This is a genomic window from Lentzea sp. NPDC060358, assembly GCF_042725365.1.
GTDB lineage: Bacteria > Actinomycetota > Actinomycetes > Mycobacteriales > Pseudonocardiaceae > Lentzea.
This window is the reverse complement of sequence record NZ_JBHXCW010000441.1, coordinates 1-2,532: the sequence shown is the minus strand read 5'-3', so window position 1 is coordinate 2,532 and position 2,532 is coordinate 1. Positions and strand designations below refer to the sequence as shown.

At 74.3% G+C, this 2,532-nt stretch carries 3 protein-coding genes; all 3 read right to left on the bottom strand.

Annotation, left to right across the window (positions count from 1 at the left end):
• Positions 1-143 precede the first annotated feature (143 nt).
• Genes trpA through trpM form a run of 3 tightly spaced genes read right to left on the bottom strand, consistent with a single transcriptional unit; the run spans position 144 to position 2,458 of the window.
• Positions 144-947 carry a tryptophan synthase subunit alpha gene (trpA, locus tag ACFWGZ_RS40675; protein WP_382456919.1) on the bottom strand — a complete coding sequence of 268 codons (804 nt, stop codon included), beginning with the start codon at positions 945-947 and terminating at the stop codon, positions 144-146.
• Positions 944-2,164 carry a tryptophan synthase subunit beta gene (gene trpB, locus ACFWGZ_RS40670; RefSeq protein ID WP_382456918.1) on the bottom strand — a complete coding sequence of 407 codons (1,221 nt, stop codon included), beginning with the start codon at positions 2,162-2,164 and terminating at the stop codon, positions 944-946. Before trpB ends, trpA begins: the two co-directional genes overlap by 4 nt.
• A 57-nt stretch (positions 2,165-2,221) precedes the next feature.
• On the bottom strand, positions 2,222-2,458 hold the full coding sequence (gene trpM, locus ACFWGZ_RS40665; protein ID WP_382456917.1) for a tryptophan biosynthesis modulator TrpM: 237 nt from the start codon (positions 2,456-2,458) through the stop codon (positions 2,222-2,224).
• Between the last annotated feature and the right edge of the window lie 74 nt (positions 2,459-2,532).

Here is a 2,532-nt window from a genome sequence, read left to right as displayed (position 1 = left end):
GTTTCTGCCGCGCCGTCTCGGTCGGCTGCTGGCACCCCCACCTAACCCCGTACCGGGGGGTGGATAACCTCGGCCCCGCCGTGGTCGTGGCGAGCTTTGGGGTGGCGGGCCCCGCCGGGGGCCCGGCCACCCCGGCGCGGTCCCTACGCCCGCACCCCGGCCGCCAGCTCACCGGCGAGGCGAGCGAGCGCCGTCCGGCTCTCGCCGGGGTCCGCCGCGTCGAGCAGCGTCGCCACCAGTGCCGACCCGACGATCACGCCGTCGGCGAACCCGGCGACGTGCGCCGCCTGCCGGGCGTCCGAGACGCCCATGCCGACGCACACCGGCAGGCCGGTGACCGCGCGGAGCCTCGCCACGAGCACCGCGGCGGCCTCGTCCACCGAGTCGCGCGTGCCCGTGACGCCCATCAGGGCGGAGGCGTAGACGAACCCGGTGCCGGCCGCCGCCGTCTCCGCGAGCTGCGCGTCCGTGCTGCTCGGGGCGACGACGAACACCGTGGCCAGCCCGTGCGCGGCAGCCGCGCGGCGCCACGGCCCGGACTCCGCCACCGGCAGGTCCGGCAGCACGCACCCCGAGCCGCCGGCCTCGGCCAGCTCGCGCGCGAAGCGCTCGGCGCCGTAGCGCGACACGGGGTTCCAGTACGACATCACCAGCACCGGTTTGCCGGTGGCGGCGTGCACCTCGCGCACGGTGCGCAGCACGCCGGCGATCCGGACGCCACCGCGCAGCGCGATGTCGTCCGCCGCCTGGATGACCGGGCCGTCGAGCACCGGGTCGCTGTGCGGCAGGCCCACCTCGACGACGTCCGCGCCGGCGTCGAGGGTCGCGAGGATCGCCGCGATCCCCTCGTCCACGGTGGGGAACCCCGCGGGGTGGTAGGTGACGAGAGCGGCCCTGCCCTCGCGGCGGGCCCGCGCGAGCGCGTCGGTGAGCAGCCGGGCGGTCATCGCGCGGCCTCCAGTCCGAAGTGGACCGAAGCCGTGCCGAGGTCCTTGTCGCCGCGGCCGGAGAGGTTCACCAGCACGAGCGCGCCGGGCCCCAGCTCCGCGCCGAGCCGGAGGGCGCCGGCCAGCGCGTGCGCGCTCTCGATCGCCGGGACGATCCCCTCGGTGGTCGCCAGCAGGCGGAACGCGTGCATGGCCTCGTCGTCGGTGACCGGGCGATACTCGGCTCGTCCGGACGAGTGCAGGTGCGCGTGCTCGGGGCCCACTCCGGGGTAGTCGAGGCCCGCGGAGATCGACCAGGCCTCGCGGATCTGGCCCTCGTCGTCCTGCAGCACGTACGAACGGGAGCCGTGCAGCACCCCCGGTTCGCCGGCCGTCAGCGACGCGGCGTGCTCACCGCTGTCCACGCCGCGCCCGGCGGCCTCGCAGCCGACCAGCCGGACCGGGTCGTCCAGGAACGCGTGGAACAGGCCGATCGCGTTGGACCCGCCGCCGACGCAGGCGAGGGCCGCGTCGGGCAGGCGCCCGGTCCGCTCGAGCAGCTGCCGGCGGGCCTCGACGCCGATGACGCGCTGGAAGTCGCGGATCATCGCCGGGAACGGGTGCGGCCCGGCGACCGTGCCGAAGAGGTAGTGCGTGTCCTGCGTGCGGGCGACCCAGTCGCGGAACGTCTCGTTGATCGCGTCCTTCAACGTGCGCGAGCCCGACGTCACCGGAACGACCTCGGCGCCGAGGAGTTCCATGCGCGCAACGTTCACGGCCTGCCGCCGCATGTCCGTCTCTCCCATGTAGACGGTGCAGGAGAGGCCGGTCAGCGCGCACGCGGTGGCGGTCGCGACGCCGTGCGACCCGGCGCCGGTCTCGGCGATGACGCGCGTCTTGCCCATCCGCTGAGCCAGCAGTGCCTGGCCCAGCGCGTTGTTCACCTTGTGCGAGCCGGTGTGGTTCAGGTCCTCGCGCTTGAGGAAGATCCGCGCGCCGCCGGCGTGAGCGGCGAACCGCGGTGCCTCGGTGAGGGCGCTCGGGCGGCCGACGTGGTGCACGAGCAGGTCTTCGAGCCGGGCGACGAAGTCCGGATCCGCCTTCGCCCGTTCGTACTCGGTGGCCACCTGGTCGATGGCGGCGAGGAGGGCCTGCGGGACGAACCGGCCGCCGAAGGCGCCGAAGTACCCGTCGGCGGAGGGCGGGCTGCCGGGGGCAGCCGGGAAGAAGTGCTGCATGGCGATGTGCTCCTGACCCGGAACGTCAGGTCCGGGTGGTCGTGGGTGGCCGGGGATTCAGCGATCCCGCGCGATGCGCGGCGCACGACGCCATCGCATTCCGTCGACCTGACCCGCCTCGGAGCCGATCACGTACCTCACCCGGCGTCCGAGCACGCGCCGTGCGGGCGCGCGGCAGCCACGCGGCCGGCGGCCACGGGCGAGACGGACGGACAGGGGCACGAGCGCAGGTTTACCCGCAGACGCCGGGGTCCGGCAAGTTGTTTGCGCCGGCGGGTGACGAAGCCGGCGCATAATCGACACAGTGTCGATTTTTATCGACGCGGTGTAGATTCGGTGGCATGACGAACCGAACCTTTCTGATCACC